The organism is Collinsella aerofaciens, from assembly GCF_028209885.1.
GTDB lineage: Bacteria > Actinomycetota > Coriobacteriia > Coriobacteriales > Coriobacteriaceae > Collinsella > Collinsella aerofaciens_BA.
The window spans coordinates 42,386-67,815 of sequence record NZ_JAQLEM010000001.1 but is presented as its reverse complement, the minus strand read 5'-3'; the positions used below and the strand labels follow the sequence as shown (position 1 = coordinate 67,815).

Here is a 25,430-nt window from a genome sequence, read left to right as displayed (position 1 = left end):
TGGGGATTATTTATGTACGTAGGTAGCATTTCAAAACAGGGGCTTTTAAGCACGTGCTGTCTGGGCTATGCCAGCCTTGGCGCTTGCGCGTTTGCCGGCGAGTTCGCAAAAAATCGCGCCGCCGATGATAAGCGCGGCACCCATCAGGCGGACCGGTGTTATGGCTTCGCCCAAAAGGACGGCCGAGAACACGACGGCCGAAAGCGGCTCAAGGTAGCCGACGACGGCGACGGTCTGCACGGGCAGTTTGGCGACGGCGCTAAAGTAGAGCAGGCAACCGAGTCCGGTGTTGACAATGCCGAGCATGGCAACGGCGTGCCAATCAATACTGGCGGCGACGCTGGCGGACAGGAATGAGGGAGCGCCCTGCGTGATGAGCGTGAGGACCAGCGCGGTCACAAAGGCGGCGCTCACCTGGAGCGTGGAGTTCTCGAGGCCTTCGATGTGTGGCGCACCCTTGCTAGCGATGACCATCAGCGCATAGCAAAATGCCGAGGCGATACCGCAGACGATACCCGCAATGGGCATATTGCCGCCTAGACCTTGTGCTGCAATGAGAAAAGCACCGCAGGCGACGGCGATAAACCCGGCGATTTTGCCGCCGGTCAGTTTTTCGCCAAAGATAAATGGCGAGAGGGCCATGACAATGATGGGGCCGCAGTAGTACAGCAGCGAGGATACGCCGACGCCGATCGTCTGGTAGGCGCGGAACAGAAAAATCCAGCTGGCGCCCAGCGCGGCTCCCGAGAGGAGGAGGGCTGCGGCTTCGCGGGGGCGAGATGGCGCCTGCAACTTATGGCGTTGGGTGATGGCGAGGATGGTGACAAGCGAGAGTGCACCCAAAAACGTGCGTAGTAGCACGATATCGGAGCTCGGCAGCGCGATGGCGGCGGCGATGATGCCGTTGGAGCCAAACAATAGCAATGCTGCTAAGTACGTAAACAGTCCGTTGTTCATGCGCTGACATCCCTTCTATATCCGAGCATGTTCACTATGGGTGAACTGGCTTTAGAAGAAAAGCGAATATAATGCATGGATAACATGACAAAAACTCATGCAAAGGTGGAGGGGTGCCGTGGAAACGAATATTCAAAAGATGCAGGTGCTGCTCGAGACCGTGCGCGCCGGCAGTTTTACGCGCGCCGCCGAGCGGCTGAGCTATTCGCAGTCGGGCGTGAGCCGTATGGTGGCCGATCTTGAGACAGACTGGGGCTTTAAAGTGCTCGATAGAAGCCGCGAGGGCGTAGTACTTTCTGCCGATGGGCGGCAAGTCATGCCGGCGGTCGAGGCGTTATGCGAGGAATTTGTTCGTTTGCAGCGACGGGTGGATGAGATGCGTGGGCTCATGCGCGGCAAAATCTGCATCGGTACGTTTTCGAGCGTGGCGACCCACGTGCTGCCGCCGGTGATTGCGCGCTTTCGCGCCGATCACCCGGACGTCGATTATGAGTTGCTGATGGGCGACTATTCAGAGATCGAACAATGGGTGGCAGAGGGCCGCTGCGATCTGGGCTTTATCCCGTATGAGCCTCGAGAAAACGGCATGGCATCGCGGTCTTTGGTGCGCGACGAGTTGATGGCGGTAGTGCCGGCAGATTCTTTGCTTGCCACGGCGGAGGTCGTTTCTCTTGCCGATTTAGCCAACGAGCAGTTTATTCTGCTAGAACGCGGCACCGATGACGAGATTACGCCGCTGTTTCGTCGGGCGGGACTGACAGTGCGCTCAAAACTGTCGACTTGGGATGACTATGCGATTATGGCTATGGTCGAGGACGGCTTGGGCGTGAGCATTCTTCCCGCGCTCATCTTGCGCCGCTGTCAGTTCGATGTTGCCGTGCGCCCACTCGAGGGACATCCTCATCGGCAGATCAACGCCATATATCGAACGACCGACGTTTCGCTTGCCGCTGCTCGATTCCTTGAATACCTCTAAACGCGTGCATGTTATTGTCCGCTTTGGGCAAATCTCAGAGTCTGGTGCATTTTCTTATGAAATTGAACTTTCGAATGAGGTACCGCGTTATACTGCTGCCTAAATTGAACCTTGGTTCAATTCGTGTTCTATAAATTGAACTTTGCCAGCAAGGAGGTTCTAGTGGCCCAAGAGACGTTTAGCGATCGCCTGCGACAGACTATGTCCGATCGCGACGTTCGCCAGTCGGACGTAATCCGCGCATCGGAGATGCTCGGCAAAAAACTCGGCAAGAGTCAGATGAGCCAATATGTGAGCGGCAAGACGATCCCGCGGCGCGATGTGGCTGAGCTGCTCGCCCGTATTTTGGAGGTCGATGTTACCTGGCTGCTTACCGGTGACGCCGATCAAGGCGAGGCATCATCACCCCGCAACGATTCCAAACCCGAACCCCATCCCTCAGCTCAAATTGCAAGGAGCACCACCATGCGTACTTTTTCTAAATCCACCAAGCTCGATAACGTCCTGTATGACGTGCGCGGTCCCGTCGTCGACGAGGCCGCCCGTATGGAGGACGAGGGTGAGCGCATCCTCAAGCTCAATATCGGCAACCCGGCGCCCTTCGGTTTCCGCACGCCCGATGAGGTCATCAAGGACATGCGCCAGCAGCTGCCCGACTGCGAAGGCTATTCCAACTCGCGTGGCCTGTTCTCCGCGCGCAAGGCAATCATGCAGTATTCGCAGATCAAGGGCCTGCCCAACGTTCAGATGGAGCATATCTACACGGGCAACGGCGTGTCCGAGCTCATTCAGCTTTCGATGAACGCGCTGCTCGACAACGGCGACGAGATTCTGATCCCCAGCCCCGACTATCCGCTCTGGACGGCGTGCGCAACCCTTGCCGGCGGTCATCCCGTACATTATCTGTGTGATGAGCAGGCGGATTGGTATCCCGACTTGGAGGATATGGAGTCCAAGATTACGAGCGCGACCAAAGCTCTCGTCATCATCAACCCCAACAACCCCACGGGTTCCGTCTATCCGCGCGAGGTGCTCGAGGGCATCGTCGAGGTTGCACGTAGGCATCAGCTGATGATCTTTGCCGATGAGATCTACGACCGCCTGTGCATGGACGGCTACGAGCACGTCTCGATTGCCTCGCTCGCCCCCGACCTGCCCTGCGTCACCTTTAGCGGCCTTTCCAAGTCGCACATGATCGCGGGCTATCGTATTGGCTGGATGGTGCTTTCGGGCAACCAGCGCTGCATGAGCGACTTCATCATGGGCATTAACATGCTCTCCAACATGCGCCTGTGCTCCAACGTGCCGGCTCAGTCGATTGTCCAGACGGCGCTCGGCGGCCATCAGTCGGTCAACGACTACATCCGTCCCGGCGGTCGTGTCTACGAGCAGCGCAACTTTGTGTATGAGGCGCTCAACAAGATCGACGGCATCTCGGTGGTCAAGCCGCGCGCGGCGTTCTACATCTTCCCCAAGATGGATGTTAAGAAGTTCAACATCACCGATGACGAGCAGTTTGCCCTCGACCTGCTGCACGAGAAGAAGATTCTGATCACGCGCGGCGGCGGCTTTAACTGGGCCGAGCCCGATCACTTCCGCATCGTGTACCTGCCGCGCATGGAAGTACTCAAAGAGTCCCTCGAAGACCTCGCCGACTTCTTTGACCATTACCGCCAATCGTAGGGGATTAGGTGCCTGCCGCCGCAAGAATCGAGGCGTCGCAGGATAGACATACGACAGCGAGCGAGCCGCATTTGCGCCAAGGTGACGTGAAATGAGAGGGCGCTGACCTTCTGGTCGCGCCCTCGAAATTGAACGTCAGATTGGCGTGAATGCGGCTCGCGCAGCGTCAAGTGGCCCGCCGTTCGGTAGAACGGCGGAACTAAATAACAATCCCGTTGCAGTGGTCGATTTCGTGCTGGATGATCTCGGCGGTGTAGCCCGAGAAGTTTTTGATGCGGTGAACGAAGTTCTCGTCCAAATACTCAACCTTAATGCGGCGATAGCGGGTGCAGGGACGCTCGCCGATCAGCGAGAGGCATCCTTCGCTCGTCTGATAGGCATTGACCTGTTCAAGAATTTGAGGGTTGTACATCAGGAGCGCCCTGTTGCCGTCCTTTACGCAGATGATGCGTTTGCGCACACCGATCATGTTGGCGGCGAGCCCCACGCACTCGTGCTCATGCTCGTGGAGTGTATCCAGGAGGTCCTGCCCGGTCGCGGCATCGTCGGGCCCCGCGTCTTCGGAAGGCAGGCGCAAAAAGAACTCGGATTTCATGATGGGCTTAATCATGGCGGGCTCCTCATGTCTTATGCTTTCGTGGACTTTTAATAATAGCGCGGAAGGAAAGCTGCGCGTCCGCGTTACAATCTTTTGACGTTGGACCATGTTGCCAGATTCGTCGTGTACGGCGTCTGGCGTAAGTCTAGGGCTCATTTTTCGCCCTGGACTGTTCCTCTGGGGCGATGCGACTGTCGTTCCAAGAGGAAGGAAATGCATGGGGAGCAAATCTCAGCAACAAGTTCAAGCAACGCCATCGGCCACTGCGGCACTTCTCGTCGTTATGTATATTGCAGCCTTTGTTGCCGCGTTTAACGAGAACATCATTAACGTGGCGTTGCACGACATTATGGCAGCCTTTTCGGTGAGTGCCACCACGGCGCAGTGGCTCGTTTCGGGCTACATGATCGTGACGTCGATCTTTACGGCCATCATGGCCTTCCTGTCCGGCCGTTTCTCGACGCGCAAGCTGTTGTTTTTCGCATGCGGATGTATGGTCGCCGGCGAAGTCCTGTGTCTGATCGCTCCGTCGTTTAGCGTTTTGCTACCAAGTCGTATTTTGCAGGCTGCGGGATCGGGCATCTTGTTCCCGCTCATGATGAACGTGGTGCTGTCTTGCGCCCCGCGCGAGAAGCTCGGTCTGTATCTTAGCCTGGGCGGTGCCTGCATTACGCTAGGGCCGGCGTTTGGACCCGTAATCAGCGGTCTTATGTGCACGTTGTTCGGCTGGAGGGCGGTGTTCGTAGTGCCACTGGTGGGCGGCATTGTGGTCGCTGCGGCGGGCGTTAAGCTTGTTCAGAATGTCGGAGAGCGCTCGAGCACCACGCTTGATATTCTGTCGGTTGTTTTGCTCGCCGCCGGCATTACGGCATTCGTGTATTCCGTAGGCGAGTTCTCGACCAATCCGATTGCCGGCATCGTGGCGCTTTTCGCCGCCATTGTGCTGCTCGGCCTGTTTGCGGCCCGTCAGCTCAAGCTCGAGCATCCGGTGCTTAACGTGCGTCCCATGGCGAGCGTTCGTTTTTGGCCCGCGTGCCTGCTTGTGGTGGTGTCGATGATGACGACGTTCTCGATGAGCGTTTTGTTGCCGCTCTATTTTGAGGGCGCATACGGCATGACCGCACTTATTGCGGGCTTGCTCATTTTGCCGGCGATTGCCTGCAACGCCGTGACCTCGATTGTGGGCGGACGCGTGATGGACACCCGTGGCGCATGGCCGCTGCTGCCGGTCGGCTTTGCCCTGATTGCCGTGGGGCAGACTGCCATCTCGATGACGGCGGCAAGTATGAACATCGGCGTCGTCGTGGCGCTGACCGTTGTGGTGTATGCCGGAGTCGGTTTGGTGCTGAGTCCCTCGCAGACGGCCGGCTTGGAGACGCTGCCTGCCGCTGAGCATCCTCACGGAACGGCATTGCTCAACACGTGGAACATGATTGCCGCATCGTTTGGCCCGTCGCTGTTTATCGGCCTGCTCTCGAGTTCTGCCGCGACTGCCGGCGCGGCTGGCGCTGCGACCGACGTTGCCCAGGCGATTGGATTTGCAACTGCCGTGCGTGTGGCGGCTGTGATTGCCGTGGTCGGGTTCGCGACGTCGCTGGTGTACGCTCGTCGCGAGTCGCACATGTCGCATTAATGTGTGCACATAGATTCTGCAGCTAGATTGGATGGCGACACCATAAACTAATGGACGTTTTGCCGAGAGGCATGAATGTTTAAAGCGCAAAGAGTGCGCGACGGGCCCCGCGAATGGGGCGATGATGCCCGAGAGGGCCAAGAAGGAGTCTCATGTCCGAGAACGAAGAGATCATGAACGAGACCGAGAACGAGACCATGGCTGCCGAGGTCGAGGCAGTCGAGACCGTGGAGACCGAAGCTGCCGAGGTTGAGGCTGCTGACGAGGTTTCCGCCGAGGAGGAGGCCGAGGTTGTCGAGGCCGCCGCTGATTTCGATGACGAAGAGCTGATGGACAAGATGCAGAAGGCCGCCCGCCTGCTGCGTAGCCGTCGCTTTGCTATTTCCAAGGAGGAGGAGGCCAAGGCCGAGCGCATGGCGAACATCGAGCGCGCCATCAAGCTTCTTGACCTCAAGCCCAAGATGGAGCAGAAGGAAATGTCCGACCTGCTGGGCATGCGCCTCCGTGAGCTCGATGGCCTGATGGCCGAGGCCGAGGCTGCCGATCTGGTCGGCCGCATCGACGACGCCGAGGGCGATATGCGCAAGATCGTCGTCTTCGCTGCCGAGGATGCCGCTGAGGGCCTGGTCGAGCTTGCCAACAAGAAGGAGAAGCTCCTGCCCGAGCTTTCTTATGAGGAGGCCACCGAGCTGATGGCCGCTCTCGATAAGGTTATCGCTCCGCTCGTCGCCATGGGCCTGGACGAGGACCGCGGTCCTCGTGGCGGCCGTGACGACCGCGGCGGCCGCGGCGGCGACCGCGGCGGTCGCGGCGGCTTTGGCGACCGCGGCGGCCGTGGCGGCGATCGTGGCGGTCGCGGTGGCGATCGCGGCGGCCGTGGCGGCTTTGGTGACCGTGGCGGCGACCGTGGCGGTCGCGGCGGCTTCGGCGGCAACCGTGGTGGCTATGGCGACCGCGGCGGCAACCGTGGCGGCTTCGGCGGCAACCGCGGTAACGACCGCGGCGGTCGCGGTGGCGATCGTGGCGGCCGCAACGGTGGCGGCTTCCGCGGTAACCGTTTTTAGTTACGGCGTTTTACCAAACGCCGTAACGGGCCGACGCTGCGCGGGCCGCATTTGGACAATCTGACGTTCAACTTCAAGGGCGCGACCAGAAGGTCAGCGCCCTTTCGTTTCACGTCACCTTGCCTCAAATGCGACCCGCTCGCTGTCCGTCCTCTGCCTGCGGCGTTGTCTTGCTCCGGATGCGGCAGTTAGGGACGTTCCTTTTCTGCCGGCAGCTTGGGACACTCCTTGTAGTCATTGGGGACGTTCTTAAACGACTACATAGAACAAGAGTGGATGATCTCCCGGTTTGAGCCTGCATTCAAGCTCAAAGTGGGAGATTATCCACTCTCATTTGTTGCGTGTCCGAAAATCCACGCTCGTTTCTACTCTGCCTACATTTGGAGGAAGAGCTCGTGGAGGCGGACGTCGTCGTCGAGTTCGGGGTGGAAGGTTACGCCGAGCTGGTTGCCCTGGCGCGCGGCGACGATACGGCCGTCGACTTTCGCTAAGGCCTTTGCGTCGCCGTGGACCTCGACGATGCGGGGCGCGCGGATAAACGTCAGCGGCACTTCACCGTCGATGCCAGCTACCTGCCCCTTGGTTCGAAAGCTGCCGAGCTGCCTGCCGTAGGCATTGCGCTCGACAAGTACATCCATGGTTGCCAAACGCGGCGTGCCCTTATCGTCATGGGCGGCAAGGTCGTGAGCCAGTAGAATCAGGCCGGCGCAGGTGCCCAGGACGGGCATGCCTTCAACAATGTGGGTGCGAAGCTCATCGAGCATGCCGAGCTCGGCAAGTAGCTTGCCCTGAACGGTGGACTCGCCGCCGGGAAGTACCAGACGGTCAAAGTCCTGCTTCAAATCAGCCGCCTGCCTCAGCTCAATACAGTGTGCGCCAAGCTCAGCTAGTCTTGCCTCGTGCTCGGCAAAAGCGCCTTGGACCGCCAGCACGGCGACCGTCTGGTCTGCATAATCGCTCATGTGCGATCCTTTCTGCTGGACTAGCGCCCGCGCTCTTCCATGATAATCTCGATCTCGTCGGCGTTGATGCCCACCATGGCCTCGCCCAGGTCCTCCGAAAGCTCGGCGATGAGCTTGGCATCGGTGAAGTTTGCCACGGCCTTGACGATGGCGGCGGCGCGCTTGGCGGGGTCGCCGCTCTTAAAGATGCCCGAGCCGACAAAGACGCCCTCGGCGCCCAGTTGCATCATCAGCGCGGCGTCGGCAGGGGTCGCTACGCCGCCGGCGGCAAAGTTCACGACGGGAAGCTTGCCCGTGGCATGGACCTCGCGTACCAGCTCGACCGGAACCTGCAGTTGCTTGGCTGCCTCAAAGAGCTCGTCGTCGCGCAGGGCAACAACGTCGCGGATCTGCTTTTGGATCTTGCGCATGTGACGCACGGCCTGAACGACGTCGCCCGTACCCGGCTCACCCTTGGTGCGAATCATAGTGGCGCCCTCGGCAACACGGCGCAACGCCTCGCCCAAATCGCGGGCGCCGCAGACAAACGGCACGTCAAACTGGGTCTTGTCGATGTGATAGACGTCATCGGCGGGGGAGAGAACCTCGGACTCGTCGATGTAATCGATCTCGATGGCCTGCAGGACCTGCGCCTCGACAATGTGACCGATGCGGCACTTGGCCATGACGGGGATGGAGACGGCCTCTTGGATGCCCTTGATCATCTTGGGGTCGCTCATGCGCGAGACGCCGCCTGCGGCGCGGATGTCGGCCGGGATGCGCTCGAGTGCCATGACGGCGCAGGCGCCTGCCTCCTCGGCGATGCGTGCCTGCTCGGGCGTGGTGACGTCCATGATGACGCCGCCCTTGAGCATCTGCGCGAGTTCGCGATTGAGTTTGACGCGATCGGCCTTGCTGGTCTGTCCTGCCATGGTTGCTCCCTTGGTTGGCATGTGCATTGCTTGACGGAACATCCTATCGGGGAGCTGGGTATGGCAAAATACTCAGTTTTCGAGATAATAATAATGTCAGCCTAATACCAGATTGAACAGCTCGATAAGGTCAGGTGGCAAACTCATGCTTGACTACAATTTGGAAAAACGCGGCGAAGCATCGCTTTATGAGTATGTTTACCAGCAAATTCGAGATGATATTGTTGCTGGACGTATTGTGGCGGGGGAGCATCTTCCGTCTAAGCGCGCCTTTGCCAGTCATCTGGGAATCAGTGTCATTACCATCGAGAATGCATATAGCCAGTTACTTGCCGAGGGCTATATTTGCTCAATGCCGCGTCGTGGCTACTACGCTTGCAAGCTTCCGGATGCACCGGTTTTGCCTTTGGCTTCGCAGGGCATCGACCGAGATACCGTCTCTGTGGGCCTCAGCGCGCATGATGTCAACGGACAGGTCGAGCTGTTCGATGCACTTTCTCCTTCCGCTTTGGAGGCGGCGCGGCTTTGGCAAAGCGCACTACGGGCGACGCTGGCATCCGAAGATGAGCGCGAAATCTTTTCGCCCGCACCGGCGCAGGGCACCGCTCGGCTGCGACGCGCAATTGCTCACCATCTGCGTGGGACAAGGGGCATGAATGTCGACCCCAACAACATTGTTATCGGTGCAGGCGCCCAGCTGCTCGATACCATGTTGGTTCAGTTGCTTGGAGCCGACAAGGTGTATGCCGTTGAGGACCCGGGCTATTTGCGTCTGACGCGTATCTATCAGGCTATGGGCTGCAAAGTTCGACATATCCCGTTGGATGACGAGGGCGTGGACTTGAGCACTCTGCAGAAAAGCGGGACCGATGTCCTTCACCTGATGCCGTCCCATCAGTATCCGACCGGCCTTGTGACGAGCATTGCGTGTCGCTATGCGCTTCTGAGCTGGGCCGCCGAGCGACCAGGTCGGTATCTCATCGAAGATGACTTTGATTGTGAGTTTCGCCTTGCCGGGAAGCCGATTCCCGCGCTCGCATCGATCGATGCCGCCCAGTCGGTTATCTACACCAACACGTTTTCGAAGAGCCTTTCATCGGCGTTGCGTTTGGCGTATATGGTGTTGCCCGATGAGCTAATGGAGCGGTTTAGGCGCAACCTTGGTTTCTACGCCTCGTCGGTGAGCTCTGTTGACCAGGTCGCTTTGGCGCGTTTGCTGGAATCGGGTGATTACGAGCGACATGTGAACCGCGTGCGCGTTCGTGCTCGCGAGGCGCGTGATGGCCTGACGTCGCTTGTGCGGAAAGCGTTTCCGGCAGGGGAAGTCTCGATCGAGCAGGCAGATGCGGGCCTTTACTGTACCGTGGTTGCGGAGCGTGGAACGGGCGGAAGCACTTTTGCACGGGCCCTCACGCGCTCGAGCATCTCTTTTATCGATATCGGTGACTGTTTTTGGTGTGCCGATGGCGCATCTGTCCCTGAAAACTCAAGTCAAATTCTTGTTCAGTATGACGATTTGAGTCCAAAAGCGCTAAATACCTTGGAATCGCAGCTAATGGGAGCGCTCTGCAATCTAAGTGAGTAGGCTTTTGGAACTTTGGCGACCAGGCAGTTTTGTAACAAGCTATCTACCTGCGGTTTTGAAAAGCAGGATGACCGGGCTGCTCGGGATGTTCAAAAAAAGTCTACTCACTTGTCGCGCAAAGCTTCTGCATGAGAAAAAAATGGGGTTTTCAACAGAACTTCGTCCAGCTCTCGGCAAGCTTTTGGCCAGTTGGGGAGGGCTGTTGAAAACTTGGCAGTCCGTTCGGCACCATTTTTGGCGCGTTCGCGCCAATGCGTGACTGACTGGGTTGAAATTCGTGTTTTCCTGTGCCTATGAAAGATCTACTTTGTGACATATCGGCTTTTAGGTACTGGCGTTTGCCCCCTCAGGTCCGCGCTCTGTGTCCGCCGCTTCCACGACCGGAAGAAGACCGGCAGCGATATGATCTCGCCCGCAACCCGACGGCTGCGGTCGCGCTCGGTTTTCCGTTGTATACATTGGTTCAGACGAGAAACAAACGGACTTGTCCTGCCAGCATTAGGCAGCGGCTGTTTCTTGGTGAGCTTCCCAGGGAATCCGTACTGGAAACGGAGCATGGGTTTTTGATTACGTCTCCTCTACTGACGGTATTCATCATGTCGCGGCATCTGACGGATCTTCAGCTTCTTTTGGTATTGGCGGAGATGTGTGGCTTGTTTGCGGTGTGCGCTCTGCCTGCGGCACTTGAGGCGGAGTTTTCGCGTGCAATTGATTCGGGCGCGATCTCGACAACGTTCGGTTGGGTGCGCTGCCCGTCCGAGGACGGCACCGCCTCAAATTTATGGCGTCGAGACGCTTTGGTTTTGGGCGGAGACCTTGACCGTTTTTGTTCAGATGTTTGCGGGATACGTTACGGCAATAGATTTAGGACGGTGTCGCAACTCGTTCCATTGGGTGCCGCGTCGCCTTTTGAGGTCGAGGCGTATTTGCTACTTGCACTGCCGCGATCACTGGGAGGCGAAGGTTTTTGCGACATAGAGCTTAATGTTGAAGTGATGCTAAGCACAAGTGCTCGAGCGATTGTGGGAAAGTCCCGTGTATATATCGACATACTTCTGTCTTCGCCGGACGGCAGGCGACAGGTGGCCATTGAATGTCAGGGAAAGGCCTCGCACGGACGCGCAGGGGATGGCTTGCGTGACGCTGACCGCATGACGGCCCTTCAGGCCATGGGCTACGATGTGCTTCTCCTGACACACAGACAGATATCGGATGAGGATAGATTCCGCGCGATCGTTAAGGCCGTATGCAGGATGCTCGATGCTGAATATCGTGATAAAAGCTCAGATGAGCAAAGGGCTGAGACATTACTCAGGTCTGAACTATTCGTTGACTGGACAAAATTGGGAGTAATCGACGGAAAGATGCCCGTTAGACACAAAATGGCTCGATTGTGGACGGCTGCGAATCTAAGTGAGTAGACTTTTGGCACTTTGGCGACTAGGTCGTTTTGCAACAAGGCATTTACCTGCGGCTTTATAAAGTGATATGGATGGTCTGCTCGGCAAGTTCCAAAAAGTCTACTCACTTAGTTTTTGACGAGAAGCCGATGCCGAAGGCGGCCCTATTTCAGGTAGTTAACAAGTTCGTGAGGCACGAAAAAGGCCCGAACCATGCGGTCCGGGCCTCATCGAGCTAGAGGTTATGTCTCAGGTTGCTGGCTTAGCCGAAGTAGCGCTTGAGCAGGCCGGCGAAAGCCTTGCCGTGGCGAGCCTCGTCGCGAGCCATCTCGTGCACGGTGTCGTGGATGGCATCGAGGCCAGCGGCCTTGGCGCGCTTAGCAAGATCGGTCTTGCCGGCGGTGGCGCCGTTCTCGGCCTCAACGCGCATCTCGAGGTTCTTCTTGGTGGAGTCGGTTACGACCTCGCCCAGGAGCTCAGCGAACTTGGCGGCGTGCTCGGCCTCCTCGTGGGCAGCCTTCTCCCAGTACAGGCCGATCTCGGGATAACCCTCGCGATGGGCGACGCGAGCCATGGCCAGGTACATACCGACCTCGGAGCACTCGCCCTCAAAGTTGGCGCGCAGGTCGGCAACGATGTCCTCGGAGACGCCCTCCATCTTGGCGACGCCCACGACGTGCTCGGCAGCCCACTCGAGCTGGCCCTCCTCCTGCTTCAGGAAACGAGAACCGGGAACGCCGCACTGGGGGCACTTGAAGTCCTCGGGCAGCTGGTCGCCGTCGAACTCTTCCACATAACCGCAAACGGGGCAAACAAACTTCATGATTCGATCCTTTCGATCGATGGCGATTGTGCGCTCGTCCGGTCCCGTAAGGGCCCTCTCCGGACGTGCGTCTTGACGAGTTCTATTATCCATAAATGCAACCAAATGTGAAGCCTATTAGGAATGATTTTTAATAAAACAATTTCGAGATATGAAGATGTTGATTGATTAACGATTGGGAGGCCGTCTGCGATTTTTGCTGAGTACAATCGGGCGAGCAAATGTTGACCTATCAACAAATGAAGGAGTTTCCTTTATGCATCTAGCCCGTCGTGCCTGGTGCCGAACATATCAGACGGTTTTTCGCATTGCATTGCCGATCCTGCCCTATACCGAGCCGCGCATTTTAGAGCATGCCGAGGATGTGCCCGCGGTGCTTCAAAAGCGCTCGATCCAGAAGGTCCTTATCGTGACGGATCCCGGCATTGCCCGTCTGGGGCTCACGGCACCGCTCGAGGCGGCGCTCGCATCCAGGGGGATTGGCGTTACGGTCTATGCCGAAACGCGTGCGAACCCCACGGTCTCGAATGTGGAGGAGGCGGCGTCCCTGTATCGAGAGCGCGCCTGCCAGGCCATTATCGGCTTTGGCGGTGGCTCGGCCATGGATTGCGCCAAGGGTGTGGGAGCGCGCATTGCGCAGCCAAACAAACCCATCAACAAAATGCGTGGCCTGCTGCGGATTCATCGTCGCCTGCCGCTGCTCATCGCCGTTCCCACCACGGCGGGCACGGGAAGCGAGGTCACGCTTGCGGCGGTAATTACCGATGACGAGACGCACTACAAGTATCCCATTAACGACTTTGTGCTTATCCCGCGCTTTGCGGCGCACGACCCCGAGTTTACGCGCGGTCTGCCCGCCTCCATTACGGGGCAGACGGGCATGGACGCCCTGACGCATGCCGTCGAGGCGTTTATCGGGCGAAGCACCACGCCCTATACGCGCAAGATGGCGCGACAGGCGGTGCAGCTCATCCACGACAATTTGCTCGAGGCCTATGAGCATGGCGACGACATGCGTGCGCGTCGCAATATGCTTTCGGCGGCGTATAAGGCGGGCGTTGCGTTTACCCGCTCCTATGTCGGATATGTGCATGCCATCGCGCACAGTCTGGGCGGCCGATACGGAATTCCGCACGGTTTGGCCAACGCTATCATCCTGCCGCACATGCTTCGCGCTTATGGTGACGCCGCCGCCCCCAAGCTTGCCGATCTTGCTCGCATGGCGGGCATTGCGCCGGCTACCGCGCAGGACAGTCTTGCGGCCGAGGCCTTTATCGATTGGGTCGACCGCATGAACGAGGCCCTGGGAATCCCCAAATATGTCTCGGGTATTCGCCGCTGCGACATTCCGCAGATGGCGGCGCATGCCGATGCCGAGGCCAATCCCCTGTACCCCGTTCCGCTTTTGATGGACCGCCTGGAGCTCGAGCATATGTACGAAGTTGTTGCAGGTGGTATGTTTGAGGACGAGAACTAGGAGGTTGCCATGAACACCGAGGAAATTGCGCGCATCGTCGGCGATCAGCGCACCTACTTTAAGACGCGCGCCACGTTTGATGTCGATGCTCGACGTCGCGCGCTCGTGGGTTTACGCGATGCAGTACGGGCCCACGAGGCTGATATCGCCCATGCGCTCAAGACCGATTTGGGGAAGTCGCATGACGAGGCCTATATGTGCGAGATCGGCACGTCGCTTTCCGAGATTCGACATCAGATCGCTCACGTGGCTCGATGGAGTCGTCCGCGCCTGCGTCCGTGCGATCTCGCTAACGCCGTGAGCGTGTGCAAAACGCAAGCCGTGCCCTATGGCGTCACGCTCATCATGGCTCCGTGGAACTACCCGTTTTTGCTAACACTCGAGCCGCTCGCCGGCGCCCTTGCCGCGGGCAATACTGTGGTTATCAAGCCGAGTGCCTATGCTCCGGCATCGAGCGCGGTGCTCAAGCAAATCTGTGAAGAGGCATTTGATCCGTGCCTGGTGACGGTTGTCGAGGGCGGGCGCGCCGAGAACGAAGCGTTGCTCGATGAGTGCTGGGACAAAATCTTCTTTACCGGTAGCGTTCCGGTCGGCAAGCTCGTCATGGAGCGCGCGAGCAAAAACCTCACGCCTGTGACGCTTGAGCTGGGCGGAAAGAGCCCCTGCATCGTGGATGCGACGGCAAATTTGAAGGTCGCGGCACGGCGTATCGCCTTTGGTAAATGGCTCAACGTGGGCCAGACCTGTGTAGCGCCCGACTATCTGCTGGTCGACGTGCGCGTGCACGATGAGCTGTTGGGCCTTATCAAGGAGGAGGTCCGCCGCATGTTTGGCGAACATCCACTCGACAATGAGGATTACGGACATATCGTCAACGCCAAGCATTTTGCGCGCGTGCGCGGGCTGATCAATCCCGATAGGGTCGTGCTTGGAGGTGCCGCGCGTGAGGCATCGCTCAAGATTGAGCCGACGATTTTGGACGGCGTGTCCCCCGATGACGCCGTGATGCAGGAGGAGATTTTCGGCCCCATCTTGCCGGTGCTGACGTTTGAGAGCCTAGACGAGGCCGAGACGTTTATTGCGGATCGTCCGACGCCGCTGGCCCTGTATATCTTTAGTCAGGATCGCGCAGTTCAGCAGCGCTTTGTGCGTTACGTGCCCTTTGGTGGTGGCTGTGTTAATGACACCATTATGCATTTGGCCACGAGCCATATGGGCTTTGGCGGCATGGGGGCGAGCGGTATGGGACAGTACCATGGACGTGAGAGCTTCGATACGTTTAGCCACAAGAAGAGCGTCGTGAACAAGGCAACGTGGCCGGACGTGCCGTTTCGGTATGCGCCCTACGCAAGCTGGAAGCACAAGTTCGTGCGCATGTTTGTGCATTAGAATCAGATGGTGTAGCGACAAACGGTCGAAAAGGCGCGGGTGGGGCGAATTTGTGTCCGCGCGAGTTCGTAGACTTCTCAATAAGGTTACACACCGGTTTATCCGGCCGTTAGAGGAGCTGCTATGTACGAGCCTTCGCGTGTTCTTCTGTCATTTCACATTGCAGGATTTCAGTATGCCGATGGCGCATTGGTCCTGGGTGATCTAAAAGTGGGCGATAAGCTGACGCTGTGTGCCGAGCGCGATAACCCCCATGATCCCGAGGCGGTTGCGATCTATTACGGCAAGACCAAGCTCGGCTATGTTCCGGGAAACGAGGTCGGCTCGCTATCCGTGATGATGTATTACGGCCACGAGGACGTATTTGAGGCCCGCGTGCAACAGGTTGCCCCCGAGCGTAGCCCGTGGCATCAGGTGCGCGTTGGCCTCTATGTGGTGGATGCCCGTTAATCGGTAAGGGAGGCGGCCATGTTTGATGACAATGATCTGTTTGATCTGACGGATGACCCGTTTGAGTGGGATATGCTGCTCGACGATGATGAGCTGGAGCAGGACCGTAAGAAGCGGCAGGACAAGAACGCCCAGGGTGATGCGTCGAAAAAGAAAGACAAACGCCGCCGCGGACTGTTCGGCGGGCTCTTTGGCTAACCGACGCGCCAAAGCGTCTGTATACTAGGCACGTGTTAGACGCGTTGCGAAATGAGGACACAGACGATGATGTGGTTTACCGCCGACTTGCACCTGGGCGATACGAATATCTTGCACGATATGGATCGGCCGTTTGGCTCGGTCGAGGAGATGAACCGCAAGGTCATCGATGCCATCAATGAGTGCGTGGCTGCGGATGACCGTCTCTACATCCTGGGAGATTTTACCTATCGTTTGCCCTTGGCTGAGGCGGTGCGCCTGCGCGAGCGTATCGAATGCAAGAATGTGACGCTCATCCGCGGTAACCATGACAGCGACTGGGAAGATTCCGACGTACCGCAGATTTGGGAAGACGTGCGCGATTACCTGGAGATTGCTCCCGGCTATGCCAAGGGACATCGCCTGGTTATGAGCCACTACCCCATGCTCAGCTGGAATGGCAAGGCGCGTGGTGCCATCATGCTGCACGGGCATATCCACAGCAGGGGGGACCGCACCAACGCGCGCAACCGCGATCGCGAGCGCCCCATTTACCGCTACGATGTGGGCCTCGACGCCAACGAGTACAAGCCCGTAAGCCGAGATCAAATCCTTGGCTTCTTTGGACTGTAATTCTCGAACCACCACAAAGGATAGGTACCTTTGTGGTGGTCCTGGCGCCGTTGCCATTATGGCAGCGGCGTCTTTTTTGTCCGTGCGGCGCGGTAGAGTGTAGGCGGTTGAAATTTACGTCCATTGAGGAGCTGCTATGAACGAGATCAAGTGCCCGCATTGTGGCGAAGTCTTTAAGGTCGACGCATCCGGCTATGCGGATATCGTCAAGCAGGTGCGCAATGCCGAGTTTTCGCGCGACCTGGATGAGCGTGTGAGGGCAGTCCAGCGCGAGGGCGAGCAGGCGCTGGAGCTTGAGCGCTCGCGTTCGACGGCTGCCTTGCAAAAGGCAGAGTCTCAGCGCAATGCTCAGCTTGCCGAGCAGAAGAACACTGCGGAGCAGAAGATGGCACAAGAGGTTGCCAAGCGCGATGCTGAGCTTGCCGAGCTGCGCGCCAAGCTCGAGGGCGCTGCCGCAGAGCGCGAGAGCGCAAGTCAGCGCGCAGCGGTTGAGGCCCGTGCCGACGCTCAAAAGGAAAACGCCGAGCTTCAGCGCGAGATCGACAATTTGCGTGCGCAGCTGGGACGCAAAGATGACGAAGCCAAGCTTGTCGAGTCGGCCGCGCGCAACGCTGCCCAAAACGATTTAGCTGCACGTGACGCTCAGATTGCCGAGCTGCAGGCTAGGCTTGCCGCGGCGGACAAGGCCCAGGAGATGGCGCTTGCCGCCGCCGCGGCAGAGTCGCAGCGTGAGCTTGATGCCGCTCGCGGCGAGGCCGAGCGCGCGCTTGCTGACTACCGCGCGCAGGTACAAGAGAAGTTTTCCGCCGCAAAGGCTCAGTCCGAGCAAGAGGCCGAGGGTCTGCGTGCCCAGCTGCGCGAGCAGGAGCTGATGGCAAAAATGAACCTGTCGGAGGCGGTCGCCGCGGCAGAGCGAGAGCGCGATGAGGCACGTGCCAAGCTGACGAGCGAGTTGGCGGTGCGCGATTCTCGCGAGGAGCAGGCCAAGGCGGCACACGAGCTCGAGCTTGCGCAGGCCAAGCGTGCGAGCGATGACCTGATTCGCTACAAGGATGAAGAGATTGAGCGCCTTAAGGACATGAAGGTCCGCCTGTCCACCAAGATGGTGGGCGAGTCGCTCGAGCAGCACTGCGAGACCGAGTTCAACCGTCTGCGCATGACGGCATTTCCTAACGCGTACTTCGAGAAGGATAACGATGCGTCCGAGGGTACCAAGGGCGACTTTATCTTCCGCGAGTGCGACGCAAGCGGCAACGAGGTCATTTCGATTATGTTCGAGATGAAAAACGAGAACGACGAGACCGCGACCAAGCATAAAAACGAGGACTTCTTTAAGAAACTCGATCACGATCGCCGCCAGAAAGGCTGTGAGTACGCGGTGCTCTGCACGCTGCTCGAGCCTGAGAGCGAGCTTTACAATGCCGGCATCGTGGACGTGAGCTATCGCTACGAGAAGATGTACGTGATCCGTCCGCAGTTTTTCATTCCCATGATTACGCTTCTGCGCAACGCCGCCATGGGCTCGCTGCGCTATAAGCAGGAGCTGGCGGAGTACAAGCAGCAGAACATCGACGTCACGAACTTCGAAGCCAAGATGGAAAAGTTCAAGAACGATTTCGGCCGCAACTACGAGATCGCGAGCCGCAAGTTCCAAACGGCAATCGATGAGATTGACAAGACGATTAGCCATCTGCAGAAAACCAAGGAGGCGTTGCTGTCCTCCGAGAACAATCTGCGCCTAGCCAACAAGAAGGCCGACGATCTTACTATTCGCAAGCTCACCTGGGGCAACAAGACCATGAAGGCGGCGTTTGACGAGGCACGCGGGGCTGCGCCAGAGACAAACGATGAGCCAGCCGAGGCGGATTCGTATGAGGTCGAGGATACCGAGTAGGGGATAGCGTATCGCGCAAAAGCGGGGCCGCTGGCGATGTTGCCAGCGACCCCGCTTCGTTTCGTTCCATTGTGCCCGGCTAGTCCTCGAGCAGGTCCTCGATAAAGCCGACGCGGTAGTTTTTGAAGATGACCTCGCCGCCGTCTTGCGTGGCGTCCAGATCGACATCGCCCATGATGCCAAAATCGTGGTCGCCATCCTCGTCGGCAAAGATCTGGTGCACGTGCCATACGTGCGCGGTCTTCTCGTCGGACTCGTCAATGGAAAACATCGCGGCGCTGCGGGCATCTCCGTCGGTGAGGATTTCCTCGTGCTGCTCGTGGTAAGCGTCGAGTGCTTTTTGCCAGCGGATCTCGCTCATGCCCCAGTCGTCGTCGAGCTCGCCCAGGTCGCGAACGTGCTCGCGGGCGGCAAGGGTCACGCGGCGGAAGAGCGCGTTGCGCACCAATAGCGTGCAGCCGCGACGGTCCGCCACGACCTCGTCGATGCCCTGCGGCGGCGCAGCATCGAGGGCTGCCGGGTTGCCGGCGTTTTCCCACTCGTCCACCAGGCTCGAGTCCACCGAGCGCACCACAAAGCCCAGCCACGAGATAATGTCGCGCAGGCGCTCGTCGCGCTTCTCGATGGGCACGGTACGGTCGAGTGAACGGTAGGCCTCTGCCAGGTAGCGCAGTAAAATGCCCTCGGAGCGGGCGATGCCGAGCTTTTGAATGTAACCCTTAAAATCGCTCGCGCTTTCCAGCATATCGCGCAGGACACTCTTGGGAGAGAGCTGGTAGTCGTTTGCCCAAGGCACTTCCTGGCAGTACTTGTCAAAGGCGGCATCGAGCAAATCCTCGAGCGGCTTTTCGTAGGTGACGTCCTGAATGCGCTCCAGACGCTCCTCATAGTCGACGCCGTCAGCCTTCATTTCGGCTATCGCGCGGTCGCGCGCGGCGCGCTCCTGTGCGCGCAGCACCTGCTTGGGATCCTCGAGCGTTGCCTCGACCATCGAGATCAGATCCATGGTATAGGTCTCGCTCTCGGGATCGAGTAGCTCCAACGCAGCAAGCAAAAACGGTGAGAGCGGCTGGTCGAGCGCAAAGTCCTCGGGCAGGTCGACCGTCAGCGCATAGTCGATGTCTGGTGCGGCGTCAGCTGGGGCGTCAGGCGCGGGTGGCACCTCGGTGCGGACGACGACGCCGGAATCGATGAGCGTGGCGAAGATCTCGTCGGCGCGAACCTCGAGCTTAGCCTTTTCCTCGGGAGTCTGCAGGCTCGTCTCGATGAGGTCGTGTACGCGGGCTCGGGCATCGCCGCCCTGCTCGACCACGCTGATCACCATGGAGTGTGTGATGCGCAGGCGCGGCTTGAGCGTCTCGGGCTGCGTCTCGATTAAGCGCTCGAAGGTCTGCTTGTTCCAAGTGACAAAGCCCTCGGGGGCCTTTTTCTTTTTAATCTTACGGAGTTTTTTGGGGTCATCGCCCGCTTTGGCCATAAGCTTGGCATTCTCGATCTCGTGCTCGGGTGCCTCGGCGATCACCATGCCCTCGGTATCGAAGCCCGAGCGTCCGGCGCGACCGGCGATCTGATGGAACTCGCGGGCGCGCAGACGACGCATCTTGTAGCCATCGAACTTGGTGAGCGCGGTGAGCACCACAGTGTGGATGGGCACGTTGATGCCGACGCCGAGCGTATCGGTGCCGCAAATGACGGGCAGTAGGCCCTGCTGTGCCAGGCGCTCGACCAGTAGGCGATAGCGCGGCAGCATACCGGCGTGGTGCACGCCGACGCCGCAGCCAAGCAAGCGCTTGAGGATCTTGCCGAAGGCCGTCGAGAAGCTCGTGCCCTTGGCCGCCTCCTTGATAGCCTCGCGCTGCTCCTTGCTGACAATGCCAAAGTTGGCGAGGGATTGCGCCGTCGCAAGTGCGGCGTCCTGGCTAAAGTGCACGATGTAGAGCGGGGCCTCGCCGCGGCGCATGGCGAGCTCGACGGTGCCCTCGAGCGAGGTCGTCACGTAGTCGTAGCTCAGCGGCACGGGGCGTGGGGCATCGACGACCAAGTCGCAGGTAGCGCCGGTGTGTTCCTCGAGCGAGGCGGCGATCGCGGTGACATCGCCGAGCGTGGCGCTCATGAGCATGAATTGCGTGTGAGGCAGGGCGAGCAGTGGCACCTGCCAGGCCCAACCGCGATCGGGGTCGGCAAAGTAGTGGAACTCGTCCATGGCGACGCAGCCAACATCGGCATCTTCGCCCTCGCGCAGTGCGTCGTTGGCAAGGATTTCTGCCGTGCAGCAGATGACGGGCGCCTTGGTGTTGATGTGCGTGTCGCCGGTGATCATGCCGACGTTATCGCGGCCGAGCACCTGCACAAGGTCGAAAAACTTCTCACTGACCAGAGCCTTGATAGGAGCCGTGTAGTAGCAGCGCTTGCCCTGCGCCATGCCCATAAAGAGCATTCCCAGCGCGACGAGCGATTTACCCGATCCGGTCGGTGTTCCCAAAATGACATGGTCACCGGCGGCTAGATCCATGAGGGCCTCTTCCTGGTGGTCCCACAGCTCAATACCGCGATCGCTCGTCCATTCAAAGAAACGTTCGAAGGCCTGATCGGGCGTGAGCCACGGTTCGGGCTCACTGCCATCCTCGGGCTCCCACCAGGTGGGGGAGAGCGCGCCGAGCGAACCGAACTCGGCTTCGGTTCCCGTGCCGCCCGAGAATGAGCTGGCGGCTCCGGCGCCGGAAACGGTGCTGGCGGTGGTGTCTGTCGTGGTCTGTGCCATGTGGTTGCTTTCTCTCGCGTTTGTCCGCCAACTATTATGGCGTAGCGGCGGCGCGGGGTGCCAGCGCGCGAGAAAATGCAGGAAATGGGCGTTCTGCCCAGCCGTTTAGTGTAGTCGCTAGCTAAGTGAGTAGACTTTTTGCGATATTGCGAGCACATGGCTTTTGCGCAAGGGTTCTACCTGCGGTTTTATGTTTCGCTATGCGGGCTGTGCTTGGCTATTGCAAAATAGTCTACTCACTTAGGTTTGAGGGCCGTTCGCTGGCGCCTATTTGCGCTTGTTTGCCAACGCCGCGACCATCAGAAGCCCCTAGGACTCTTGCGGTAGACGCTTCTTGCCCTTGCGGGCACGGTTTCTAAAGTTCTCGACGGCCTCTTCCATGCCCAGAGGCACATAGGCGAGCTCATCGAGGTTATCGGGCAGGTAGCAGGCTAGGCTTTGCTCCTGCGCGCGGCCCGCCGCGAGCTGTTCATCGCTGGGCTGCGCTCCAGGTGTGGCGCAAATGCCATAGACGGCGGCACCCATCTCGCGCGTGCGGCGCTCGTACTCGGTCTCGGGATGCTCGGGATGGTCGCGGCGGACGTCGTCGCTTACCCAAAGCGTATCGTAGCCGGCCGCGGCAAACTGTCCCAGGGCGTAATCGCGCAACGGCTTGCTATCGGTGCGCAGTGTGACGGTAGCGCCGGCTGAAAAGAGCGGGCGGTAGAGCATCAGATGGTCGACATGGACGAGTCGTTTTTTAGCGTACTTGGCCTTGGGCTGCGGCGTGGGAAAGTTAATGGTGATGGCATCGAGCTCGCCTGCGGCAAACAGCTGTGGCAGCGATGCGGCGCCTCGGGGCAGGACGAGTGCGTTGGATAGCCCCTGTTCGCAGATTTTCTGCGCGGCATAGGCGATGCAGATGGGCTCCTGGTCCATGCCGATAAAGAGGGTGTCGGGCTCGCGGTGGGCGCGCTCGACCAGATAGGTTCCCTTGCCACAGCCAAGATCCAGGTGAAGGTGTTCGAAGGGCTTGCTGCCAGCTGGCGCGCAAGCCTCGCGCCAATCTCCGGCATAAGCCTCGGGGTTCGTCTCGATCGCATCGGCGTAGCGCTCCAGGCGCTCCTCGAGCACAAAGTTCTTAGGCGTGCGAACGTGGACGGCTCCCATGAGGCTCCTTGGTCATAAATGCGAAACGCATGGCCGCGCGTTCCGTCAATGGGTTGAAAAGGGCGGGCATAGATTGCCCGAAAGATGTGGTGCGGCTCGGCGGCGAGTCGTCGGTGCCTACAGGCGCTTGAGAATCACATAGCGGTTGAGCTCGCCGCTACGACCGTCGGCATGGAAGCGCTCAAGCTCGCGCACGGGGACCTCGCCGCTCTTGTAGAACGTACGGACGCCGCGCACCAGGTCGGTGATCTGCTGATCGTCAAAGTGATGGCAATAGCGGTAGGCGTGGCGGTCGTTTTGCCAGCCGATGAGGTGGTCGCCGGCTTCAAACTGTGCGGAATCGTAACCCTCAAACGGCGGGGTGAGCTCGGCGCGGGCTTCGGCTCGAACGGCCTTGCGCGCCATGCGCTCGTCGTTCATAAACTCCCAAAAGCTGATGGCGATGATGCCGCCCGGGCGCGTCTGCCGCACCAGGGCGTCGAGTACGCGTACGCGGTACTCGCACGACGGCACGTGGTGCATAAAGCCAAAGCAGACCGAGATGTCGGCGAGCGGGGCGTCGAAAAGCACGTCGGGCGTCTCGGCGGGGTTGAGCTTCATGAGGGCGTCGAGCACGTCGAGCTCCTGGAAGTGCAGGTTGGGAATGCGCAGGGCGTGGCCATGTGCATCGATAGCCAAATCTTGACACGAGTCGACACCATAGAACTCAAACGGGCAGCTGGCATCTGCCGAGGGGTTTGCGCCGTCGACGCCCTTGGCGGCAAGTGCGCCGCCGGCGGCAAAATTCTCGAATCGCATATTGCCGCAGGCAAGATCGAAGACGCGGACGGGATGCTCGATCGTGGCGACGTCGAGCTGCCCGAGCGCGATGTCCATGGTGCGCACCCAGCCGGGCCACGGGGCCTGGCGCGTATCGGAGAAGGAGGCGGAGTGCTCGCGATAGAACGTGTTGTTGAGCTGGATGAGCGATGAGGCGAAATCGCGGTTCACGGCGCGGAACTCCCTCCGTTGGCGGTGCGGAATAAACAGTACGACCATACTACCGTTAACGCCGCAACGGGGACAACCGAGCCGTGGGTCATTGCTTTGTTTGGACACATTTCCGCAGCTCATATGTGCCCGCAACCGCCGGTTGTCAAAAATCTCACTAGAATAGGTGGCATGCTTTTGGCGGTGGCGGATAGATTTTTAACTGTGCAAGGCGCCTTAAGAACAAAAACGGTCCGGCGGCACGGCCGGCATCACATAGGAGGAACCATGAATGTAGAAACTGCGCAGCGGCTCGCCGACCTTCGTCGCAGCAAGGGTTTTAGCCAAGAAGGGCTGGCGCGAAAGCTAGGGCTGTCGCGCCAGGCGGTCAGTAAATGGGAGCGTGCGGAGAGCTCGCCCGATACCGAGAACCTGATCTCGCTCGCCAAGCTCTATGGCGTGAGCCTGGACGAGCTGCTCAATCCGAGCGATGAGATTGAGGACGATATCGAGTTTGAGAATGAGGACCGCGCTCGTCAGCGCGAGGCCGAGGCGGCAGAGCGCGCACGCACCCATGAGGCGGCGGCACGAGCTACCGAGGCGGCAACACAGGCGAGTGACGCCGCCGCCAAGGCGGCGCAAGCGGCAAGCTGGAGTGCACAGGCCGCTAATGCCGCTACGGCGCAGGCGACGAGTGGCGGCGCAGTTGGCTCGACTCCGGTGAAGGGCCCGTTCCAGTCGTTCCCGTATTGGGCCGTGTGTTGGCTGCTGTTCTTTTTGCTGATGTTCCTGTTTGGTGCCGGCCCCTTTGCTGCGCTGATCTTCTTTACGATTCCCATCTATCACTGGGTGGCGCGTGCGCTCGATGGCGATTGGGCGCGCGGAGATATTCAGGTTGGTTCGACGCCGGTGGTCGCTAGGGCTCAGGATGTTTCCGCTCCGGTTGATACTGACGTGGCTACCGTGACTACCGCTGACCCGATCGCCAAAGAGGGTGATGAATGATGAAGCTTTCGCATGAATCCAAGGTACGCTTGGGCGTTGGCATCGGAGCGTTTGTGCTCATCATCGGGCTTGTCTTTGGCACTTCGCGGCTATTGGCTCATTCCGATATGGTGCGTACGACCGGTATTCTATCTGGCCATTTGTCTGATTTTGACAATATGTTTGACGAGGACGATTCCTTGAATAGCGGTAACTATTCTGCTCGGCCTCAGCAGCTTTCGAGCACGACTTTTGATGCCGATGAGTTCCGCTACCTCGATTTCGATATCGCTGCGGCTACGGTGGACGTCAAGGTTGTTGATGGCAACAAGGCTCGCGTTATCGAGCGGGGACGCGTTGCCAATGGTATGGATGCCTCCAAGGCCGCGACGCAAAACATCGCATCCGTCGAGGACTCGACGCTCAAGGTTTCCCAGTTTGGAAGTGATGACGGTAAGGCAATCGATCGCTCGGTTACGGTCGAGCTGCCGCGCCGTGTTGCCGAACATCTGAAGGGAGTCAACGCGCACGTGGGCTCGGGCGATCTGCAGATTGCCGGTGTCACCTGTGATGGTTTCGACCTTTTCCTGGGTGCGGGAGATGTAGAGTTTACGGGCAGCGTGACTGATGCGCTCAGCGCTGAGGTCGGTTCGGGCGATGTGACATTCGAGCTCTACCAGGCCCCCGCGAAGTCGATGGACGTGAGCGTGGGCTCGGGCGATGTGGAGATGACGGTTCCGAGCTCTACGGGCTTTAAGGCGAGCCTCACCTTGGGCAGTGGCGACTTCGAGAGCGATTTCCTTCCGCTTGGCTACGACGGCGAGACCATTTTGAATCTTGAATTCGATAACGGCGATAAGTCTGCCACGTATCGTTTTGAAGTCGATTCGGGCGACATGTCGTTTGATTCGGAGTAGTGAGGCAGACGAAAGCCTAGGCGAAGACATAGACGCGC

22 protein-coding genes are annotated in these 25,430 nt (G+C 59.1%); 14 read left to right on the top strand and 8 right to left on the bottom strand.

What is annotated here, in order from left to right; all coding sequences use genetic code 11:
• Positions 1 to 45: 45 nt before the first annotated feature.
• Entirely contained in the window at positions 46 to 957 is a 912-nt protein-coding gene (locus PMX21_RS00285) for a DMT family transporter (protein ID WP_271757011.1), read from the bottom strand.
• Positions 958 to 1,075: 118 nt separating this feature from the next.
• On the opposite strand from PMX21_RS00285, the gene PMX21_RS00280 reads away from it, so the two are divergent.
• Positions 1,076 to 1,933, top strand: coding sequence for a LysR family transcriptional regulator (locus PMX21_RS00280; protein ID WP_271757009.1), 858 nt, complete (start codon positions 1,076 to 1,078; stop codon positions 1,931 to 1,933).
• Between the two features lie 201 nt (positions 1,934 to 2,134).
• Positions 2,135 to 3,616, top strand: coding sequence for an aminotransferase class I/II-fold pyridoxal phosphate-dependent enzyme (locus tag PMX21_RS00275; RefSeq protein WP_271757073.1), 1,482 nt, complete (start codon positions 2,135 to 2,137; stop codon positions 3,614 to 3,616).
• 199 nt (positions 3,617 to 3,815) lie between these two features.
• On the opposite strand, the gene PMX21_RS00270 is transcribed toward PMX21_RS00275, so the two are convergent.
• A complete protein-coding gene (locus PMX21_RS00270) occupies positions 3,816 to 4,226 on the bottom strand; it encodes a peptide deformylase (RefSeq protein ID WP_238022531.1) in 411 nt (136 codons plus the stop codon).
• Positions 4,227 to 4,431: 205 nt separating this feature from the next.
• Between PMX21_RS00270 and PMX21_RS00265 the strand changes: the two genes are divergently transcribed.
• On the top strand, positions 4,432 to 5,847 hold the full coding sequence (locus PMX21_RS00265) for an MFS transporter (protein ID WP_271757007.1): 1,416 nt from the start codon (positions 4,432 to 4,434) through the stop codon (positions 5,845 to 5,847).
• A gap of 152 nt (positions 5,848 to 5,999) precedes the next feature.
• Positions 6,000 to 6,911, top strand: coding sequence for a hypothetical protein (locus tag PMX21_RS00260; RefSeq protein WP_271757006.1), 912 nt, complete (start codon positions 6,000 to 6,002; stop codon positions 6,909 to 6,911).
• Between the two features lie 374 nt (positions 6,912 to 7,285).
• Here PMX21_RS00260 and pdxT read toward each other — a convergent pair whose 3' ends face one another.
• Positions 7,286 to 7,873 carry a pyridoxal 5'-phosphate synthase glutaminase subunit PdxT gene (pdxT, locus tag PMX21_RS00255; RefSeq protein WP_271757004.1) on the bottom strand — a complete coding sequence of 196 codons (588 nt, stop codon included), beginning with the start codon at positions 7,871 to 7,873 and terminating at the stop codon, positions 7,286 to 7,288.
• A gap of 20 nt (positions 7,874 to 7,893) precedes the next feature.
• Positions 7,894 to 8,784 carry a pyridoxal 5'-phosphate synthase lyase subunit PdxS gene (pdxS, locus tag PMX21_RS00250; RefSeq protein ID WP_271757002.1) on the bottom strand — a complete coding sequence of 297 codons (891 nt, stop codon included), beginning with the start codon at positions 8,782 to 8,784 and terminating at the stop codon, positions 7,894 to 7,896.
• Between the two features lie 145 nt (positions 8,785 to 8,929).
• On the opposite strand from pdxS, the gene pdxR reads away from it, so the two are divergent.
• Both pdxR and PMX21_RS00240 read left to right on the top strand, forming a co-directional pair.
• Entirely contained in the window at positions 8,930 to 10,369 is a 1,440-nt protein-coding gene (gene pdxR / locus PMX21_RS00245) for a MocR-like pyridoxine biosynthesis transcription factor PdxR (protein WP_271757000.1), read from the top strand.
• Positions 10,370 to 10,932: 563 nt separating this feature from the next.
• Positions 10,933 to 11,790 (top strand): hypothetical protein, encoded by an 858-nt coding sequence (locus tag PMX21_RS00240; RefSeq protein ID WP_271756997.1) that lies wholly within the window; start codon positions 10,933 to 10,935, stop codon positions 11,788 to 11,790.
• A gap of 241 nt (positions 11,791 to 12,031) precedes the next feature.
• On the opposite strand, the gene PMX21_RS00235 is transcribed toward PMX21_RS00240, so the two are convergent.
• Entirely contained in the window at positions 12,032 to 12,592 is a 561-nt protein-coding gene (locus PMX21_RS00235; protein ID WP_022094328.1) for a ferritin family protein, read from the bottom strand.
• Positions 12,593 to 12,848: 256 nt separating this feature from the next.
• Between PMX21_RS00235 and PMX21_RS00230 the strand changes: the two genes are divergently transcribed.
• The 6 genes from PMX21_RS00230 to PMX21_RS00205 all read left to right on the top strand — a co-directional run bounded on the left by PMX21_RS00230 (position 12,849) and on the right by PMX21_RS00205 (position 18,612).
• On the top strand, positions 12,849 to 14,069 hold the full coding sequence (locus PMX21_RS00230) for an iron-containing alcohol dehydrogenase (protein ID WP_271756995.1): 1,221 nt from the start codon (positions 12,849 to 12,851) through the stop codon (positions 14,067 to 14,069).
• Positions 14,070 to 14,078: 9 nt separating this feature from the next.
• Complete coding sequence (locus PMX21_RS00225; RefSeq protein WP_271756993.1) at positions 14,079 to 15,458, top strand: aldehyde dehydrogenase; 1,380 nt, start codon at positions 14,079 to 14,081, stop codon at positions 15,456 to 15,458.
• 123 nt (positions 15,459 to 15,581) lie between these two features.
• On the top strand, positions 15,582 to 15,908 hold the full coding sequence (locus tag PMX21_RS00220; RefSeq protein WP_271756991.1) for an HIRAN domain-containing protein: 327 nt from the start codon (positions 15,582 to 15,584) through the stop codon (positions 15,906 to 15,908).
• Between the two features lie 18 nt (positions 15,909 to 15,926).
• Positions 15,927 to 16,106, top strand: coding sequence for a hypothetical protein (locus tag PMX21_RS00215; protein ID WP_271756988.1), 180 nt, complete (start codon positions 15,927 to 15,929; stop codon positions 16,104 to 16,106).
• A 66-nt stretch (positions 16,107 to 16,172) separates the two neighbouring features.
• Positions 16,173 to 16,718, top strand: coding sequence for a metallophosphoesterase (locus PMX21_RS00210; protein WP_271756985.1), 546 nt, complete (start codon positions 16,173 to 16,175; stop codon positions 16,716 to 16,718).
• Positions 16,719 to 16,854: 136 nt separating this feature from the next.
• Positions 16,855 to 18,612 carry a DUF2130 domain-containing protein gene (locus PMX21_RS00205; RefSeq protein ID WP_271756983.1) on the top strand — a complete coding sequence of 586 codons (1,758 nt, stop codon included), beginning with the start codon at positions 16,855 to 16,857 and terminating at the stop codon, positions 18,610 to 18,612.
• Between the two features lie 79 nt (positions 18,613 to 18,691).
• Here the strand turns inward: PMX21_RS00205 and PMX21_RS00200 are convergent, their stop codons facing one another.
• The 3 genes from PMX21_RS00200 to PMX21_RS00190 form a co-directional block, all read right to left on the bottom strand.
• Positions 18,692 to 21,373, bottom strand: a complete 2,682-nt coding sequence (locus PMX21_RS00200; protein WP_271756981.1) for a DEAD/DEAH box helicase — start codon at positions 21,371 to 21,373, stop codon at positions 18,692 to 18,694.
• 309 nt (positions 21,374 to 21,682) lie between these two features.
• The gene (gene trmB / locus PMX21_RS00195; protein ID WP_006234478.1) at positions 21,683 to 22,522 is read right to left on the bottom strand and encodes a tRNA (guanine(46)-N(7))-methyltransferase TrmB; all 840 of its coding nucleotides are present in this window, start codon (positions 22,520 to 22,522) and stop codon (positions 21,683 to 21,685) included.
• Between the two features lie 117 nt (positions 22,523 to 22,639).
• Positions 22,640 to 23,512: a methyltransferase domain-containing protein gene (locus tag PMX21_RS00190; protein WP_055250686.1), complete on the bottom strand. Its 873-nt coding sequence runs from the start codon at positions 23,510 to 23,512 to the stop codon at positions 22,640 to 22,642.
• Between the two features lie 267 nt (positions 23,513 to 23,779).
• On the opposite strand from PMX21_RS00190, the gene PMX21_RS00185 reads away from it, so the two are divergent.
• On the top strand, positions 23,780 to 24,496 hold the full coding sequence (locus PMX21_RS00185) for a helix-turn-helix domain-containing protein (protein ID WP_271756980.1): 717 nt from the start codon (positions 23,780 to 23,782) through the stop codon (positions 24,494 to 24,496).
• Positions 24,496 to 25,392 (top strand): DUF4097 family beta strand repeat-containing protein, encoded by an 897-nt coding sequence (locus PMX21_RS00180; RefSeq protein WP_271756978.1) that lies wholly within the window; start codon positions 24,496 to 24,498, stop codon positions 25,390 to 25,392. Before PMX21_RS00185 ends, PMX21_RS00180 begins: the two co-directional genes overlap by 1 nt.
• Positions 25,393 to 25,430 lie beyond the last annotated feature (38 nt).